Genomic DNA, 13802 nt, shown 5'->3' on the forward strand with positions numbered 1-13802 from the left:
TCCCCCATTTGAAAAATATATTATGAACAGTGACCTTCTAAGGGGGAGAGGGAGTTATGTATTACTACGATTATTACAGGCAGAATCAGGATGAAATCAAGAATATCGCTAAAGCGCTGGAAGGCGAATACAATGCCATCCAGTGTTATGAAAAGCTTGCCATCCAGGCAAAAACACCTGAAGAGAAAAAGACCATTCAGGAAATCAGGCAGGATGAGGCAAAGCACTATCAAACCTTTGCAGGCATCTATCAAAGTCTGACCGGACAGCCATACAGTCCGAAACAGACGGAAGAATGCCCGGCAGATTACATTTCCGGACTGACCGCTGCTATTAAAGATGAGCAGGAAACGGTTGACTTCTATATGACAATCTCAGACAGCGGCAGCACGCAATATATTAAAGAAGCATTTAAACGGGCGGCAGTGGATGAACAAAACCATGCGGTCTGGTTTCTCTTTTATCTTGTGAAGAATAAATAAAAAGGGCAGCAGGGTAATGTTTACACCTGCTATTTTTTTTGCTGTTAAAAGACTTAAATGATTGGATGACCAAGCTTTACCAATAAAATCAGTCTAAAGAGAAGCGAGGAGCATTACCTCCGTAAGCTTAAATGGGGTTTTCTTAAGAATAGATAGCAAATGCTTGACGACAGGCCAACAGCCAAAACGCCGTACAGACCGGAATTAAACGCTGTAAAACTAAAAAGGATGTGCAGCATTAGGAACAAGTACTGATTATTCCTCTCTAATTCTGCGATAGTAGCTTTCTGCTCAAATTTGGATATGACCACTGCAAATAAAAGTGCAGTCAAATACCATCCCAGGAAATTTTGGGAGGGAATATTATAATACAATCCATCTTCAGCCCAGATCCAATAAGACTTAACGTTGGCAGCGACGGGATCGATGGCTAAGTCCAGCCATACCGCAAACAGAGGAACCAAAATTATGGTCCGGTGAGGAAACGAAAATAATCTGGAAAATGCCAGACTGGCCCCAATAACTGACAGCCACGCGGGGCCCATCGTGATGGGAACACCCATAAACATCAGTCCAAAATCCGCCTCATACGTGTATTCACCGAAAATAAGACCTGTATGAGTACCCAGTGATTCAATGGCTATGGATCCAAAGAAAATAAACGGAATAATGAACCGCCCTTTTGGCAGCACGGTCCATAAATAGCAGGAGGCGTACAAACCAGAAGCAAATAAAAATACCGTGTTTGCCCATTCAAGCCAAGGCGGTAAAATCGAAAAGCCGACTAGAATCAGCCCGATGAAAAACCAAACGCTAAAGAAAACCCACAAATATTTCTGAAATATGAACATCCCATTCTTCCTCCACTGGTGGTCTTCCATCCTTCAACTCCCCAATCATTTCCTTTTCTATTTTTCTTCCTACTCAGCATGTCAAATACATTGTCAAACTGTCAAATTTATCACCGGCCAAATGTGTTCTCTGTCCGCGTAATCGTGCATAACCGACTTTGTGTTTACCTTTATTGAGGAGAGAATGCGTAAGTTTGACAATCATGAAAAGACTGGCTAAAATAAACTTACGAACGGTCGTAAGGGAGATGTTTGAATGAAATCTGAACAATTAAAAGAAATCGCTCTGGAGCAATTTGCCCTTCATGGTTATCAAGGGGCGTCTCTTGCTGCCATATCAGAAAATGCCGGTATTAAGAAACAATCTATCTATTCGCATTTTAAAAGCAAGGAAGATCTTTTCATCCAAACATTTAACGATTCCGTCCAAAATGAATTGGACTTTATTGAAAAATATTTGATGGATAATGAAAGCTCAATCAGGGACATGCTAGATCAATTCCTTTCAAATTATCTTAATCGTTATGGGGAAAATTCAAATATGAAGTTCTTTTTGAGGACATCGTTTTTTCCGCCTATTGAGCTGGAAGAGTCAGTAAAAGAGGGCACTGAGAGATATATCACGGGATTAGAGTCTCTTTTTTATCAGCTTTTTGAAAAGTATGGACCCTTTCAAGGAGAGATAACATGTGAAAAAGCTGCGGTTACTTATCTGACAATCCTGGACGGGCTCCTGGTTGAATTGCTGTACGGACGCTCTGACCGTCTTGAAAAACGTTTGGAGCATTCGCTGGAAGTATTTTGGCGAGGTATTTATTAATGAAAAGGAGTGGTAATCATGAACAAAGCATGGACATTCGTTTTGCTCGGTTCCCTTTTCGAGGTAGGCTGGGTTATCGGATTGAAACATTCATCAGATGTTATGACATGGACTGCAACAATCGCAGCAATCGTCCTGTCATTCGGGTTTTTGATTAAGGCGACACAAATGTCCCTCCCGGTCGGGACCGCCTACGCCGTTTTTGCCGGACTTGGGACGACAGGTACTGTCCTTGCAGAAATGGTCTTCTTCAATGTCCCTTTTCAAATGGCAAAAGTCCTTTTGATACTTGTTCTCCTAATCGGCGTTGTAGGCCTTAAGCTTGTGACAGGGAATAGTCAGGAACAGGGAGGCGAATCGTAATGGGATGGATCTTTCTTATTATTGCGGGGATTTTTGAAGTCATCGGTGTTACAGGATTAAATTTAATCAATAAGAAAAAAAGTGTATTTTCTTATCTTGTCTTTGTTATCGGACTGGCATGCAGCTTCATGTTTTTAAGTTTATCGATGCAGACTCTTCCTATGGGTACTGCCTACGCCATCTGGACCGGAATCGGGACAGTTGGGTCGGGAATGGTCGGCATACTATTCTACGGAGAATCAAAGAGCGTACTAAGGATTGTTTTCATGGCCATGGTGTTGAGCGCGGCCATCGGGTTGAAGTTAATTAGTTAAATGGGAGATGGACAGAATGTCATTATGGTTTACAGAGAAACAAACGAAGCCTTTTGGAATTACAGGAAAAGTACGCCGGACGCTTGAGAGTGAGCAAACGGATTTTCAGCAGCTGGATATGCTGGAAACAGAAGAGTTCGGTAACATGCTTTTACTTGATGGAATGGTGATGACGTCAGAAAAAGACGAATTCGTCTATCATGAGATGATTGTGCATGTCCCATTGAACACCCACCCTTCTCCAAAAAAAGTGCTGGTTGTAGGAGGAGGAGATGGCGGTACAATCAGAGAGGTTCTGAAGCATCCAGGTGTTGAGAGTATCATGCAAGTAGAGATTGATGGCAAGGTCGTGGAATATTCCAAAAAACATCTTCCGTCGATTTCTTCAAGCTACGGGGATTACAGGGCGAAATTGCTGATTGGGGACGGCTTCGAGCACATCATCAAGAGTGAAAACGTCTATGACGTCATATTGGTCGATTCCACTGAGCCGGTTGGACCGGCTGCGGGCTTATTCACAAAAGGATTCTATGCAGGTATCGCCAAGGCGCTTAAACACGATGGAATGTTTGTGGCTCAGACAGACAACCCCTGGTTCAAATCAGACTTGATCAAAAACGTTATGAAGGATGCCGGTGAGGTATTTCCCATCACTCGCCTTTACACATGTAACATCCCGACATATCCAAGCGGCATGTGGACGTTTACCCTGGGATCCAAAAAATATGATCCGTTGGAAGTGACAGTGGAACATATCAGGGAAATGGATACGAAGTATTATACTCCTGAGCTTCATCATGCCAGTTTTGTGCTGCCCAAATTTGTGAAACAGCTTATTGATTCAAAATAATGTTCCACACGAGGGAAAGTTAATAATGCTAAAAATGCAGATTAAATTGTAAATGAATTTGACCTGCATTTTTATTTCATCAAAGTTTACTTTTGTTGATTTCGTATATGAGGGGAATGATGGCACTTGTTTCCTGAATAGTCGTTTAAAGTTCCAGTGGACTGAAGCGGAAGGCACTTGACTCCTTGTCCAGCTGCAGCGCTCAGGCTCCTCTGTCAGAACAGAATCCCCCAAAAAGTCAGACCCGGACTTTTCGGGTAATTTCTTATCTGACTGCCGGAGCAAAACGGGCGCTTCCGCTTTTCTATGGGATGAAGAGGGCACTGGAGACCCCGCAAGCGCAGCGAGGAGGCTCCAGGTCATCCCCGTGGATAGCAAGTGACTGGAGCGCAAGGGAACGGGCATTGAATGATTGCCTAACAAAAAAACATACAGATCCCCATGCGGAATCCGTATGTTTTTTTAATAGGCATCTTACAGCCAGGATTTTTTATTTCAGCTCATATTCAACTTTACTGTAAAGCCTTGTGCCATTATGAAGGCCAAGTTCTTTTTCCTGTTTTTCATTCAGGCCGCTGATGCTGACGACGATTTCGTCGCCGCGGAGGGAAATGGTCCCTTCGACAGGTTTTTCGAGAGCAGGAACTTCAATCGTAAACGGGCCATCGCCATTGCCGCGGATGGTCGTTTTTGTTTTGTGCTCCTTGAGAATTTTGCGGTCCTTCGATTTTAAACCGAGAGTTAGTTCAGCAAGCTGGCCCCCGTCCTCAGGGAAGTTCACAATCAGAAAATTACCTTCTTCCTTTACTTTCACTCTGTCGACCCATGTTCCATTATAAATGCTCTGCATGCTGTATTCTTCATTATTCATCTGCGGGCGGTTGCAGGCAGACAAAATCATAAAAGCCATAATCAGCAAAGCTGCAGTCCGTTTTTTCATAGCAAATACCTTCCTCTTTCAAATCTTTCTTTTATTATCGCCTAAAACAGGCGAAAGAAGCAAAAGATAGTGGTTAGCGTCAGGATGAACCTTCCAGTTTATGCGCATGCAGCCTGGGGTATATTTTAACCTTACAGCCAGGTCAAGAAAGGACTTTTTATGACTTCTAAAAAAAATATCGCTTTATTCGCAGCAGCCGCCATTCTTTTAACAATCCTGATCATTCAGGTGCTGGGCCCGGACGAGCCTACCCGGGCGAGCGACGAACAGACGCCGACTGTCTTTATACACGGATACAGAGGAACCGTGAATTCGTTCGAGGGCATGCTCGACCGCTTTCAGTCAGACTATGAATGGGGTGAAAAAACGCATATTTGCACATCCAAAAAAGGGACGGCAGCGTGTACACCTCTGAACATCACAAAAGCTGAACGCCCTATGATACAGGTGTATTTTGAGGATAATGATGCCAATTTTGAAAATACGAGCGTTGAGCTTGGAAACATCATGAAGCTGCTGAAGAAAGAATACGGCTATGACAAGGTCAACATTGTCGCTCACTCTATGGGAGGCCTTGTTTCAGTCAATTATATTCAGGAAACAAAGCAGGAAAAAGAATTTCCGAAAGTAGAGAAGCTTGTCACCATCGGAACGCCGTTCAAAGGCATTGAGAGGGAAGTGTTTGAAAAACGGTACCACGAAAAAGAACACGATCTGATTGCAGGTTCCAAAGCCCTGCAGGAGCTCTATGCAGAAGAAAATGCGTTCGATCCCCGTACCAAGGTTTATTCACTGGCAGGAAAAATCAGTGAAAAAGAAGATGGCGACGGACTTGTTTCAGTTCAAAGTGCAACAGCCTTCGGTGATTATCTTAAAAAGAGCCAGTACCGGGAGCATGTTGTCGTTTCAAAAAAGGCAACTCATAATGGTCTTCATGAAAATAAAAAGGTAGATGCGGAAGTCGGTCGTTTTCTATGGGAGCAATAAGAGTCCTTTCAAGGGCTCTTATTTTTTTTGGTTTTAAAAAAATATTGTAAATGCTTTCATTTGGTGGTACGATCATTTTACGAAAACGTTTACTCATACGCCAGAGCGGGAGAGAAGGTGGGAAATGGCTTATACCATAAAGGATGTTGCAAAGAAGGCAAATGTCTCAATTGCAACCGTATCCAGAATTCTCAACAATCAGAAGGGCTATTCAGAACAGACGAAGAAAAAAGTCCTGAAAGCCATTGAGGAGCTTGATTATCATCCAAATGCGATTGCAAGAGGGCTGATCAACAAGAAAACCTCGACCATCGGCGTTCTTTTTCCCGCGCTCTCAAGCATGCTTGCTACAGAGCTGCTGGCAGGCATTGAGAAGACGGCACACGAGCTTGGATCGAGTGTGATTGTCTGCCATACAGAATCAAACGGTCTAAAAACGATGAAATATTTGCAGCTGCTGAATGAAAAACGTGTAGACGGCATTATTTTCACAAGTGAAATTTTAAAAGAAGAATACTACGAGTTTATTCAGAAGATGAATATTCCGCTCGTGCTCCTCTCTACAGAATCGCGGGCATATCCCGTGCCTTATGTAAAAGTGGATGACAGGCGCGCGGCCTATGCGGCTGTGCAGTATTTGATTAAACAAGGCCATAAACGGATCGGAATGATCAGCGGCAATGATCAGGATCTGATCGCAGGGAAGCCGAGAATTGAAGGCTACCTGGATGCCATGAGCGATTACGGGCTTCCCGCTGATGACAGCTTTATAGCACGAATGAAAGGTTTTAAGTTCTCGGACGGAACAGAAGGGCTGAAACTGCTGAAGAAGCAGCTTCCTGATGTAACAGCTGTTTTTGCAGCAAGCGACGATATCGCTGTTGGTGCGATTTCTTCCGCCTACCGGCTTGGAATACGGGTGCCGGATGATCTTTCCATAATCGGCTATGACAATTTAAAGATTGCAGACATGACGATTCCGCCTCTTACGTCGCTAGCCCAGCCATTTTATGAAATGGGGGAAAAAGCGGCTCAAATGATTTTTGATTTGATGGATGGCGATGAACTGATTGAAAGCCGGATCATGCCGCATTCCATTGCTGAGAGAAACAGCGTTTTGAAACTGGAGAGCTAGCTCTCTTCTCTTTTTTACACCATTACGTAAACGTTTACGTTTCTTTTTTGGAGGATTGAGTAAACGTTTACTCAAATTAGTTACTACGGGGAGGCGATGGGAATGAGAAAGAAATGGACGATTTTTGCAGCTGGCATTGCGCTCAGCGCATCTATCCTTGCAGGTTGTTCATCGGGTGAAAACGAGGACGGAAAAACGACGCTCACCCTCTTTTCAAATAAGTCAGAGAACATCAATACATATAAGGGTCTGATTGAAGAATTTGAATCAGAAAATCCGGATATCAACGTTAAATTCGATTCTCCTCCTGAGGCAGAAACCGTTCTGCGCACAAAGCTGATCAAAAACGACATCCCGGATGTAATGCTGATCGCGGGAAACGCGACTTACGGGGAACTTGGGAGAGCTGGTGTGCTTGAGGATTTCAGTGATTCTGACCTGATTGATTCTGTTCAGCCTTCCTACCTTGAGATGATTGACAGGCTTGTAGGACCTGAAAAAGACGGTGTATACGGACTTCCATATGCGACCAATGCAAACACGGTCATTTACAACAAACAAAAATTCGAACAGCTTGGTCTCCAAGTTCCAAAGACATGGGATGAATTTATTTCCGTTCTTGAAAAATCAAAGGATGCAGGAGAGATTCCAATCTACTTTACGCTTAAAGATGCCTGGACCGGCATGATCTCCCTCAATTCACTTGGCGGGGTGCTTGCGGGTGAAGAGTTTGCCCAGCAAAAAAGCTCAGGGAAAACGTCCTTTGTCAAAAGCTATGACGAAGTGGCGGATAAACTGCTGACTCTTACTGAATACGGCCACGATGATAACTTCGGTACAGCTTACGGGGATGGAAACAACGCATTCGCAAATGGCGAGGGCGTCATGTACATCCAGGGCAACTGGGCGATCCCGGAGATTTTAAAAGCAAATCCGGACATGGAGCTTGGCGTATTCCCGATGCCGGTAACGAACGATCCCGAGAAAAACAAGCTGATTTCCGGTGTTGACGTCCTGCTTTCTGTGAGCAAAGACAGTGAGCACAAGAAAGAAGCAAAGAGGTTCCTGCAGTTTATGCTGGAAAAAGAAACGGCGAAGAGATACATCGACGAACAGAAGGCCTTTTCAGCCATTGAAGGTGTCTACCAGGAAGACCCTGTGTTTGAGGGAATCAAAGAAAACTTTGAGCAGGATAAAATCACGAGCTTCCAGGACCATTACTATCCTGCCGGAATGGGAGCAGAAAACATTCTTCAGGAATTTTTAATCAGCAAAAAGAAAGACGCATTCCTGAAAAAGATGGACAGAGAATGGGAGAAGGTTGAGGACCGCTAAAAGCGGGTCCCGAATCCTAAAGCATTGGAGATGAAAACCAAAATGAGCAATAAAGAAAAAGTGTTTATGATCATGACTGTACCAGCCGTTCTCCTGTTCTTTATTTTTCACACGTACCCTGCGCTCCAGGGGATCTTCTACAGCTTCACCGACTGGAGAGGCTACGGGGAATGGAATTTCGTCGGTCTGAAAAACTACTTGAACGTCTTTAAAGATGAACGGGCGCTTCACGCATACGGCTTCACGTTTCAATTTGCGATCATCTCAACAATTCTTGTCAACTTCTTCAGTCTTTTGATCGCGATGGGGCTGAATGCAAAAATTAAGTTCCGCAAAACGCTGAGAGCCGTGTATTTTATGCCTTACATTCTCAGCATTCTGATTGTCGGATTTATCTTTAATTTTATTTTTACTCACTTCCTGCCTGATATCGCAGGAGGGCTCGGAATAGAAGCACTGTCCAAAAACATTCTTGGTGATCCTAACCTTGCCTGGATTGGAATCGTCATCGTGGCGGTCTGGCAGGCAATAGCTTTTAATACGATTCTTTACCTTGCGGGACTTGTCACAATTACAGAAGATCTGTATGAAGCTGCAAGCATTGACGGTGCAGGAATCTGGACAAAGTTCTGGAAAATCACGTTTCCGCTCATTGCGCCATTTTTCACCATCAACATGATTCTATCGATGAAAGGCTTCCTGATGGTGTTTGACCAGATCATCGCGCTTACGGGCGGAGGTCCGGGTCAGTCTACGGAATCGATTTCGCTCCTGATTTACAGAGGCGGATTCCAGGGCGGGGAATTTGCGTACCAGTCGGCAAATGCCGTGATCTACTTTATCGTCATTGTCGTCTTTTCCATCTTCCAGCTTAAAATTCTTGAAAAAAGAGAGGTGGGGAACGGATGATCAGCAAGAAAACGAACTGGCCAGTGACCATCCTATTGATACTCGGTGCCGTGTTTATCCTGTTTCCGCTGTATCTGACAGTTACAATTGCCTTTAAAACCCCGCAGGAGCTTGCCGGAAATCTGCTTGCTCTGCCGCAGAACTGGTCGCTTTCAAACTTTGCCCAGGCGATTGAAATGACGAATTTCTTCAATGCATTGAAAAACAGCGTGTTTGTCACTGTGCTCGTCGTGATCTTCACGGTTCTCACAAATTCGATGGTCGCCTATGCGATTGCACGCAACATGCATAAGAAGTTTTATAAATTTACGTTTTACTATTTTGTCAGTGCGATGTTTATTCCTTTTCCGATTATCATGCTGCCGATTGTCAGGCAGACAGCGCTTTGGAATATGGATAATCTGATTGGGCTTGTCATTCTGTACATTGTCTACAATCTATCGTTTAACATCTTTATTTATGTAGGCTATATCAGGTCGATTCCAAAGGAACTTGAAGAGGCTGCGATTGTGGACGGAGCGTCAACCTGGGGCGTGTTCTGGAAAGTAATCTTCCCGCTGCTTGCTCCGATGAACGCAACGGTTGCAATCCTGACGTGCCTTGGCGCCTGGAATGACTTCCTGCTGCCGCTTGTTGTCCTGAGCGACAGCGATATGGCGACACTGCCGCTTGTACAGTATATATTCCAGTCACAGTTCAGCACAGATTACAATCTCGCATTTGCATCATACCTTCTGGCTCTTGTTCCGATGATTCTCGTTTATGTATTCGCACAAAAATGGATTATCAGCGGAGTCATGAAAGGATCGATAAAATAATTTTTCTCTATTAGGTGAAATTATTGTATATTGGAAAAAGAAAGATTTAATTAACTACTCAAAAAATAAGGAGATTACTACTATGAAAATCACAGTTTGGAACGAAAACAGACACGAACAGAAAAACCCGGTTGTAGCAGACATCTATCCGGAAGGCATTCACGGAGCCATCGCCGGATTCCTGAAAGAAAACGGCTACGACGCTTCGACGGCTACTCTTGACGAGGCTGAGCACGGATTAACAGAAGACGTATTGAACAGCACGGACGTTCTTTTCTGGTGGGGTCACCTTGCACATGACGAAGTTTCAGACGAAATCGTTGAACGCGTACAAAAGCGTGTGCTTGAAGGAATGGGACTTGTCGTTCTTCACTCAGGCCACTTCTCAAAAATCTTCAAAAAGCTTATGGGCACATCATGCGACCTGAAATGGCGCGAAGCTGATGATAAAGAGCGTCTGTGGGTCGTTGATCCATCTCATCCGATTGCAGAAGGCATCGGCGAGTACATCGAAATCGAAAAAGAAGAAATGTACGGCGAGCACTTCGACATTCCTGCACCTGACCAACTGGTATTTGTGAGCTGGTTTGAAGGCGGAGAAGTCTTCCGTTCAGGCTGCACTTACCAAAGAGGAAACGGCAAAATCTTCTACTTCCGCCCGGGACATGAAACGTACCCGACTTACCACAACAAAGAAGTACAAAAAGTGCTCGTAAACGCAGCAAAATGGGCAGCACCGGTGAAACGCGACTACCCGGTTTACGGAAATGCGAAGCCGCTTGAGAAGATTACTGTAAAAGCGTAAATAGAAAAGACTTTCTGCTCCATTTCTAAAAATAGACTTGGCAAAAGTGAGATGGAAACAAGAAAAATCCGGACTGGAATAGGTTCGGATTTTTTTGTGCAAAAAGCAATAATGGCTCCTCGAAGTGCTGCCACTTTTCGTGTGATGGATTCCCATTTGTGGCGTCATTCGCCGTAGTGCTGCCACTTTCCGAGTGATGGATCCCTCATTTTTGGCGCAACTCGCCTTAGTTGTGCCATTTTTCAGGTAATGACTCCCTACTTTGTGGCGCAATTCGCCGGAGAGCTGTCGTCTTTTACATGTACTTTGTAGAAATCTATGATGTGTTTTTTCATTTAACAAGCTGAAGCAGAACGAAGTAGGAATATGTTAAAATGGAAATATTAGTTATTACGAAAGGGCAGGATTGTGGAAGAATATAGAGGGAATTTTTTTCCGACTAGAATTATTTTTGAACGGGAATTTTAATGATAAATGGTGGTCTAAAGAATGAAAAAGAATATTCCTAGAAAAATACATATTATAGGTTCAGTTGGTAGTGGCAAGACAACGTTAGCAAGGGATTTATCCACTAAGTTAAATTTCCCATTCTATGAATTAGATAACGTTATTTGGATAAGGCATAAGTCTGGTGATATAAGAAGAACTGAAGTAGAAAGAGAGGATTATTTGAAAACTATTATCGATTCTGAAACTTGGATTATAGAAGGGGTTCATAATGAAGAATGGGTTTCTAATAGCTTTCATAAAGCTGAATTAATCATCTTCTTAGATACAAATTATTCAGTGAGAACGTATCGAATTGTAAAGAGGTTTCTCTTGCAGCAACTAAGATTAGAAAAGTCTAACTATAAACCTACATTTAAAATATTTCTAAAGATGTTTAAGTGGAATAGACATTTTGAAGAGGTGGGAAAACCAAATTTCTACAAGAAATTCGGTAAATATAGCAATAAAATATTAGTTGTAACTAATAAGAGAGATATTGAAAATTATTTGAAATAGCAGAGTGACCTATTAATAAATAATGTCATATTTAGTTATTCCATTATAGGGGGCGATTGCAGCAAAGTGAATCGCCTCCTCTTATTGAGGAATTGGTCAGTATAGTAAAAATAAGAATTGTTGAGTAAAGCATCGATTAGATGGAATAGAAAGATCGTAATTGGGGGGGGAATATTAATTATGGAACAAATAAAGGTTGGTTCTTGGTTAATTGAAATTGATTTTATAAAGACAAAAGAATTCTATCAAAAGTTTCATTTAATCACTGAAGACTGTGGCTGTGATTATTGTTCTAATTACGTATTAGCTTGTGATTCCTTCCCGAAAAATATTATGAACACCTTTTATTTGCTTGGTATTGATCCACGTAAAGAGGGCGAAATCTATGAACTTATTGATAACGATGATGGAACACATCTGTATGGAGGCTTTTATCATATTGTTGGCAGAATAATCGGTGGTCCAGATTTATGGAAACCATCTGAGGAGACTGAAGATTTCCCAACTCTAGGTCGTAATGATATGGAGATAGGGTTCAACAAAGATTTAGCATTAGTCCCAAGTTCGTTTCCCAAGCCAGTAATTCAGTTTCAATTTGAAATGAATGTTCCGTGGTTGTTAAGTTAACGGGGCAGGTTAGTTTAGGACATCTGACATAAAAAAGGCAATCACTATCATACTATAACCGGGATAATTAACTAAGTAGGAGATTTTATATGGAGATTGCTAAACAGAATAAAAATTTCAGGGTATATGTAATGCTCTTTTATGTATCTGTAATGGGGACACTTTGTTTATACAGTAGAGACTATGGTAATGATTTTTTCCTTCAACCAAGGGTTATTATATCAATACTTTCTTATTTAATTGTTTATTATTTCGGAATTCTAAAGGAAAAGAAATGGGCAAAAAATTTAGTTGAGATTTCTGTCTGGCTTCACATCATTGCACTAATTGTTTTTCTATTGGTATACATAATTATTATGGTAACGGGGGCGTTTATCTAAGAAGGATTGACGCTTTTTGTGGCGAAATTTAGTGGATTAGCTTATTAAAGGATCAATGAATAAATAATGAAAAAACAATTAGCCGCGGCACTACTATTACTAGGTTGTTTAGTATATTTGATTTTTGCCCTATTCCAAAGCGAACTATACCTTTCCCACTTCTCTGTAGAGGCAGTCAACCCCATTAGTTTGGACTGGAATAGCATTAACATTGATACTAGGTTTCAAGATGGAGAGCCTGAATCAGTCTACCGTATTTGGTTAACGCCCATATACGGAGTTGTATGTTTGTCTTTAGTATTAATTGCTTTGTCATTTAGAAGGAAGAACACATAGTTTTCAATCTTCCGCAATCGCGGACAATTGTTGCACAAGTTAATGGTCTCTCTAATAGAAATTTTGTAGGTATTTTAACAAAGATAGATAGAAGGTGATGAGTTTGAACCTCTTAAAAGAGTACTTAGATGAATTTTGGGCGAATGTTATTGATGAGATGAAAATAAATATTTTTGACCGCACGATTGTATTTACAACCAGAGCAATCGATGGTGGTATGGTTACAAATCACAAAATAATCTTCGAACAAGTATCATCGTTTTACTTTCTTGAAAACACCGGTGATGATAGATACAAACTTTTTGAACGAGGTGAGGAGAGTTATTTAGAATTAACATCTATTGATTTTCATCCGAAAGGCATAGGGCTAATTTCAATTGATTCAAAAACAGACGATTGGGTAAAACAATATATTTCGAATGCTAACTTTACCATAGAAATTTGGAACTCAATGTTATTTGTTGAAACTAAGAGAGTAGTAATAAACAACAGATCTTTTGATGTAGGCTTTCCGCAATAAGATTACAATCCTTATTCAACAATCGGGAGCGATTGCAGCAAAGTGGATCGCCTTTTCTGATTGGAAAATGAGCAATTTAATGAGTAAGGTCAAACACTGATTATCGGAGTGATAGCATTGAAGAATTTACCCATTTTATGTAGTGTGCTTTCCATCAGTTTAGGTGTATTTATATGGTATCTAATATTAGTTGCCATAAAATTAGAGATAATAGTGGGAATCATAATGGTCCAACTTATAATATCAGTCATAGGTCTCTTTAGAAAAAGTTAAAATAAAATTCTTATTTCTATCGGAATTATTCTAAGTATTTCACCAGTAATAG

Annotated in this window: 17 protein-coding genes; 15 read left to right on the forward strand and 2 right to left on the reverse strand. The window is 41.7% G+C overall.

Annotated elements, in window-relative coordinates; all coding sequences use genetic code 11:
* Positions 1–56: 56 nt before the first annotated feature.
* On the forward strand, positions 57–482 hold the full coding sequence (locus AZ46_RS03250; protein WP_029285421.1) for a ferritin-like domain-containing protein: 426 nt from the start codon (positions 57–59) through the stop codon (positions 480–482).
* Positions 483–595: 113 nt separating this feature from the next.
* Here the strand turns inward: AZ46_RS03250 and AZ46_RS03255 are convergent, their stop codons facing one another.
* Complete coding sequence (locus tag AZ46_RS03255; protein WP_235728198.1) at positions 596–1363, reverse strand: carotenoid biosynthesis protein; 768 nt, start codon at positions 1361–1363, stop codon at positions 596–598.
* A gap of 226 nt (positions 1364–1589) precedes the next feature.
* Here AZ46_RS03255 and AZ46_RS03260 point away from each other — a divergent pair, with 226 nt between their 5' ends.
* The 4 genes from AZ46_RS03260 to speE are packed head-to-tail and all read left to right on the forward strand — an operon-like array spanning position 1590 to position 3680.
* Complete coding sequence (locus AZ46_RS03260) at positions 1590–2153, forward strand: TetR/AcrR family transcriptional regulator (RefSeq protein WP_029285416.1); 564 nt, start codon at positions 1590–1592, stop codon at positions 2151–2153.
* Positions 2154–2171: 18 nt separating this feature from the next.
* Positions 2172–2516 carry a DMT family transporter gene (locus AZ46_RS03265; protein ID WP_029285414.1) on the forward strand — a complete coding sequence of 115 codons (345 nt, stop codon included), beginning with the start codon at positions 2172–2174 and terminating at the stop codon, positions 2514–2516.
* Positions 2516–2830 (forward strand): DMT family transporter, encoded by a 315-nt coding sequence (locus AZ46_RS03270; RefSeq protein WP_029285412.1) that lies wholly within the window; start codon positions 2516–2518, stop codon positions 2828–2830. Before AZ46_RS03265 ends, AZ46_RS03270 begins: the two co-directional genes overlap by 1 nt.
* A 16-nt stretch (positions 2831–2846) precedes the next feature.
* A complete protein-coding gene (gene speE / locus AZ46_RS03275) occupies positions 2847–3680 on the forward strand; it encodes a polyamine aminopropyltransferase (protein WP_029285410.1) in 834 nt (277 codons plus the stop codon).
* Positions 3681–4170: 490 nt separating this feature from the next.
* Here speE and AZ46_RS03280 read toward each other — a convergent pair whose 3' ends face one another.
* Positions 4171–4620 (reverse strand): hypothetical protein, encoded by a 450-nt coding sequence (locus AZ46_RS03280; protein ID WP_029285408.1) that lies wholly within the window; start codon positions 4618–4620, stop codon positions 4171–4173.
* A gap of 159 nt (positions 4621–4779) precedes the next feature.
* Between AZ46_RS03280 and AZ46_RS03285 the strand changes: the two genes are divergently transcribed.
* The 10 genes from AZ46_RS03285 (at position 4780) to AZ46_RS03330 (ending at position 13477) form a co-directional block, all read left to right on the forward strand.
* Positions 4780–5607, forward strand: coding sequence for an alpha/beta fold hydrolase (locus AZ46_RS03285; RefSeq protein ID WP_029285406.1), 828 nt, complete (start codon positions 4780–4782; stop codon positions 5605–5607).
* Positions 5608–5731: 124 nt separating this feature from the next.
* The gene (locus AZ46_RS03290; protein WP_029285404.1) at positions 5732–6742 is read left to right on the forward strand and encodes a LacI family DNA-binding transcriptional regulator; all 1011 of its coding nucleotides are present in this window, start codon (positions 5732–5734) and stop codon (positions 6740–6742) included.
* Positions 6743–6844: 102 nt separating this feature from the next.
* Positions 6845–8077 (forward strand): ABC transporter substrate-binding protein, encoded by a 1233-nt coding sequence (locus AZ46_RS03295; RefSeq protein ID WP_029285402.1) that lies wholly within the window; start codon positions 6845–6847, stop codon positions 8075–8077.
* Between the two features lie 42 nt (positions 8078–8119).
* Positions 8120–8986 (forward strand): carbohydrate ABC transporter permease, encoded by an 867-nt coding sequence (locus tag AZ46_RS03300; protein ID WP_029285400.1) that lies wholly within the window; start codon positions 8120–8122, stop codon positions 8984–8986.
* Positions 8983–9804 carry a carbohydrate ABC transporter permease gene (locus tag AZ46_RS03305; RefSeq protein ID WP_029285398.1) on the forward strand — a complete coding sequence of 274 codons (822 nt, stop codon included), beginning with the start codon at positions 8983–8985 and terminating at the stop codon, positions 9802–9804. Before AZ46_RS03300 ends, AZ46_RS03305 begins: the two co-directional genes overlap by 4 nt.
* Before the next feature lie 82 nt (positions 9805–9886).
* The gene (locus tag AZ46_RS03310) at positions 9887–10609 is read left to right on the forward strand and encodes a ThuA domain-containing protein (RefSeq protein ID WP_029285396.1); all 723 of its coding nucleotides are present in this window, start codon (positions 9887–9889) and stop codon (positions 10607–10609) included.
* 489 nt (positions 10610–11098) lie between these two features.
* Positions 11099–11614: an AAA family ATPase gene (locus AZ46_RS03315; RefSeq protein ID WP_029285394.1), complete on the forward strand. Its 516-nt coding sequence runs from the start codon at positions 11099–11101 to the stop codon at positions 11612–11614.
* 180 nt (positions 11615–11794) lie between these two features.
* Entirely contained in the window at positions 11795–12241 is a 447-nt protein-coding gene (locus AZ46_RS20930; protein ID WP_051865192.1) for a hypothetical protein, read from the forward strand.
* Between the two features lie 89 nt (positions 12242–12330).
* The gene (locus AZ46_RS03325; protein ID WP_029285390.1) at positions 12331–12621 is read left to right on the forward strand and encodes a hypothetical protein; all 291 of its coding nucleotides are present in this window, start codon (positions 12331–12333) and stop codon (positions 12619–12621) included.
* A 439-nt stretch (positions 12622–13060) separates the two neighbouring features.
* Complete coding sequence (locus AZ46_RS03330; protein ID WP_051865195.1) at positions 13061–13477, forward strand: YxiG family protein; 417 nt, start codon at positions 13061–13063, stop codon at positions 13475–13477.
* Positions 13478–13802 lie beyond the last annotated feature (325 nt).

Origin of the sequence: Metabacillus indicus LMG 22858, from assembly GCF_000708755.2 — a bacterium.
Classification (GTDB): Bacteria; Bacillota; Bacilli; order Bacillales; family Bacillaceae; genus Bacillus_P; species Bacillus_P indicus.

Coding starts and splice junctions, on each gene's coding strand:
- AZ46_RS03285 (WP_029285406.1), top strand. CDS start 4,780: ATGACTTCTAAAAAAAATATCGCTTTATTCGCAGCAGCCGCCATTCTT.
- AZ46_RS03280 (WP_029285408.1), bottom strand. CDS start 4,620: ATGAAAAAACGGACTGCAGCTTTGCTGATTATGGCTTTTATGATTTTG.
- AZ46_RS03300 (WP_029285400.1), top strand. CDS start 8,120: ATGAGCAATAAAGAAAAAGTGTTTATGATCATGACTGTACCAGCCGTT.
- AZ46_RS03295 (WP_029285402.1), top strand. CDS start 6,845: ATGAGAAAGAAATGGACGATTTTTGCAGCTGGCATTGCGCTCAGCGCA.
- AZ46_RS03290 (WP_029285404.1), top strand. CDS start 5,732: ATGGCTTATACCATAAAGGATGTTGCAAAGAAGGCAAATGTCTCAATT.
- AZ46_RS03250 (WP_029285421.1), top strand. CDS start 57: ATGTATTACTACGATTATTACAGGCAGAATCAGGATGAAATCAAGAAT.
- AZ46_RS03270 (WP_029285412.1), top strand. CDS start 2,516: ATGGGATGGATCTTTCTTATTATTGCGGGGATTTTTGAAGTCATCGGT.
- AZ46_RS03305 (WP_029285398.1), top strand. CDS start 8,983: ATGATCAGCAAGAAAACGAACTGGCCAGTGACCATCCTATTGATACTC.
- AZ46_RS03255 (WP_235728198.1), bottom strand. CDS start 1,363: ATGGAAGACCACCAGTGGAGGAAGAATGGGATGTTCATATTTCAGAAA.
- AZ46_RS03310 (WP_029285396.1), top strand. CDS start 9,887: ATGAAAATCACAGTTTGGAACGAAAACAGACACGAACAGAAAAACCCG.
- AZ46_RS20930 (WP_051865192.1), top strand. CDS start 11,795: ATGGAACAAATAAAGGTTGGTTCTTGGTTAATTGAAATTGATTTTATA.
- AZ46_RS03265 (WP_029285414.1), top strand. CDS start 2,172: ATGAACAAAGCATGGACATTCGTTTTGCTCGGTTCCCTTTTCGAGGTA.
- AZ46_RS03325 (WP_029285390.1), top strand. CDS start 12,331: ATGGAGATTGCTAAACAGAATAAAAATTTCAGGGTATATGTAATGCTC.
- speE (WP_029285410.1), top strand. CDS start 2,847: ATGTCATTATGGTTTACAGAGAAACAAACGAAGCCTTTTGGAATTACA.
- AZ46_RS03315 (WP_029285394.1), top strand. CDS start 11,099: ATGAAAAAGAATATTCCTAGAAAAATACATATTATAGGTTCAGTTGGT.
- AZ46_RS03260 (WP_029285416.1), top strand. CDS start 1,590: ATGAAATCTGAACAATTAAAAGAAATCGCTCTGGAGCAATTTGCCCTT.